General features: G+C 74.7%; 2 protein-coding genes. Both read left to right on the top strand.

What is annotated here, in order from left to right:
- The coding region (locus G3I53_RS27485) for an ABC transporter permease (RefSeq protein WP_239064147.1) at window positions 1-843 on the top strand (843 nt) is incomplete at its 5' end.
- Between the two features lie 100 nt (window positions 844-943).
- Window positions 944-2,732 (top strand): fatty acyl-AMP ligase (locus G3I53_RS27480; RefSeq protein WP_164438890.1); only part of this gene is annotated, 1,789 nt, incomplete at its 3' end.

The raw sequence follows: 2,732 nt of genomic DNA, 5'->3' as shown, positions 1-2,732 counted from the left end.
CCCGCCGTGTCCGCGGCCCGGACCGGACCGGACGCGGCGGCCGCGGCAGCCGTACCGGCCGTACCGGCCGCGCCCGCCCGCGGGATCGCCGCCCGGGTCCGGCGGATGGGCGTGGATTTGAAGTACCTGTGGCTGGAACAGATGCTGGAGGTCCGCACCACCTGGTCGTGGGTGCTGATGTTCGGCCTGCTGATGCCGGCCGCCATGGTGTTCGGCCTGACCCGGATCGGCAACGGCCTGTCCGACGAGCAGAGCCTGCTGTTCATCGTCAGCGGCGCGGCCATCTTCTCGGTGGCCAACGAGGGCATCGGCACGCTCGCCCAGCGCATCGGCGTCCTGCGGCAGGACGGGATGATGGTCTACTACGCGTCGCTGCCCATCAGCAGGATCTCCTTCCTCGCCGCGATGGTCTTCTCCCGGCTGCTGCTCATCCTGCCCGGCCTGATCACCCCGATGATCACGGCGAAGCTGATGTACGACACGGACTTCGTCATCTCGCCCGCGCTGCTGATCGTGCTGCCGCTGTCGTGCATGGCGCTGTCGGCGATCGGCCTGGCCATCGGGACGCTGGTGCGCAGCATGGACCTGCTGCTGGTGATCGTGAACCTGATGATCTTCGTGCTGCTGCTGGTGGCGCCGGTGCTCATCCCGATCGAGTCGCTGCCGGTGCCGCTGCAGGTCTTCGGCTACCTGCTGCCGCCCACCTACGCGGCGGAGTCCCTGCGCCTGGCGCTGATGGGGGACTTCGGCACGGCGTTCCTGCTCAACATCGCCGCCCTGAGCGCGATGACCGCCGTCGGCCTGGCCGGTGCCAACCGCTGGCTGCGCTGGCGCACCGCCTGACCCCGGCGCCCGGTCGCACCGGTCACCTCTGAGCGCACCACCGCGCGCGGCACCCCGCCGCCCGGTCCCGATCCCGTACTCCCGCGTGAGGACCACTGACATGCCCATGTCCAAGTTGGCGAGCCCGCCCACGGACCTCGCCGTCCGGCGAGCCCCGACCTTCGTGGACGTCGTGACCGAGCGCGCCGCGCTCGGCGGCGGCACCGCCTACACCTTCGTGAGCCCCGGCCGGGACCAGCGGCCGTCGCTGACCTTCGCCGAACTGGACGCCCGCGCCCGGTCGGTGGGCGCCCTGCTGGCCGGCCGGGGACTCGGCGGCGAGCGGGTCCTGGTGCTGCTGCCGCCGGGACTGGACTACGTCGTGGCGTTCCTCGGCTGCCTGTACGCGGGGGCCGTCGCGGTGCCGCTGTACCCGCCGAGCGGCGGCAAGTACACCGCCCGCCACGCGGCCGTCCTGACCGACTCGCAGCCCGCCGCCGCCCTCGTGCCCGGCGACCAGCTGCCGCGCGCCGCCGAACTCGCCGAGGAACTGCGGGCCCCCGGCCTGCCGCTGCTCGCGGTCGACGGCGACCTGCCCCCGGCCGGCGACTGGCGGCGGCCCGGCATCGACGGGGACACGCTCGCCTTCCTCCAGTACACGTCCGGCTCGACCGGCACCCCGCGCGGCGTGCGGGTCACCCACCGCAACCTGGTGGTCAACTCGGCGCAGATCCAGGAGCGGTTCGGCTCCGGCCCGGACACCGGCGTGGTCAGCTGGCTGCCGCCGTACCACGACATGGGCCTGATCGGCGGGATCCTCCAGCCCGTCTACGCGGGCGCCCCGGTCACCCTGATGTCCCCGACCGCGTTCATCACCCGGCCGCTGCTGTGGCTGGAGCTCGTCTCCGAGCTGGGCGCGGCCATCAGCGGCGGGCCGAACTTCGCCTACGACCTGTGCCTGGACCGCATCCCCGAGGAGAAGCTGGCCGGGCTGGACCTGTCGCAGTGGCAGGTGGCGTTCAACGGCGCGGAGCCGGTGCGGGCCCGGACACTGGAACGCTTCGCCGAGCGCATGGCGCCCCTGGGGTTCCGCCGCGAGGCCTTCTTCCCGTGCTACGGGCTGGCCGAGGCCACCCTCATGGTGTCCGGCCGCCGGGTGGCGGGCGAACGCCTCGCGGAGACCTTCGACGCGGACTCCCTCGGCCCCGGCCGGCGTCCCGAACCGGCGCCCGGCGGGCTGCCCGTGGTGGACTGCGGGCCGGTCGCCGCCGACCTGGACCTCACCGTCGCCGACGCCGCGACCGGCCGGCCCTGCGACCCGGGCACCGTCGGGGAGATCTGGGTGGCCGGCGAGAACGTCGCGGACGGCTACTGGGGGCACCCGGACACCGGCGGGACCTTCGGGGCCCGGCTGCCCGGCGACCCGCGCCGCCACCTGCGCACCGGCGACTACGGCTTCGTGCGCGACGGCCGCCTCCACGTCACCGGCCGCAGCAAGGACCTGATCGTGGTGCGGGGCCGCAACCACTACCCGCAGGACCTGGAGACCACCGCGCTGGCCGCCCACGACGGACTGCGGCGCGGCGCCGCCGCGTTCGCCGTCGAGCGGGACGGCCGCGAGGAGATCTGCCTCGTCGTGGAGACGGCGCACGGCCACGTCGCGGAGACCGCCGACGCCGTGATCGGCGCGGTGCGCGCCGCCCTGGTGCGGGAGCACGACGTCGCGCCCGGGACCGTCGCCCTGGTCCGCCCCGGCGTCATCCCCCGCACCACCAGCGGGAAGATCCAGCGCTCCGCCACCCGTGCGGCCTTCACCGACGGCACCCTGCCCGTGGTGCGCCGGTCGGACACCGACGCCCCGCAGCCGCAGGCGGCCCCGGCCGCCCCGGCCGCGGCTGCCGACGCCGGCC

This window comes from Streptomyces sp. SID14436 (assembly GCF_010548465.1).
In the GTDB taxonomy this organism is placed as follows: domain Bacteria; phylum Actinomycetota; class Actinomycetes; order Streptomycetales; family Streptomycetaceae; genus Streptomyces.
The sequence above is the reverse complement of the archived record's forward strand: the minus strand, read 5'-3'. Positions and strand labels throughout refer to the sequence as shown.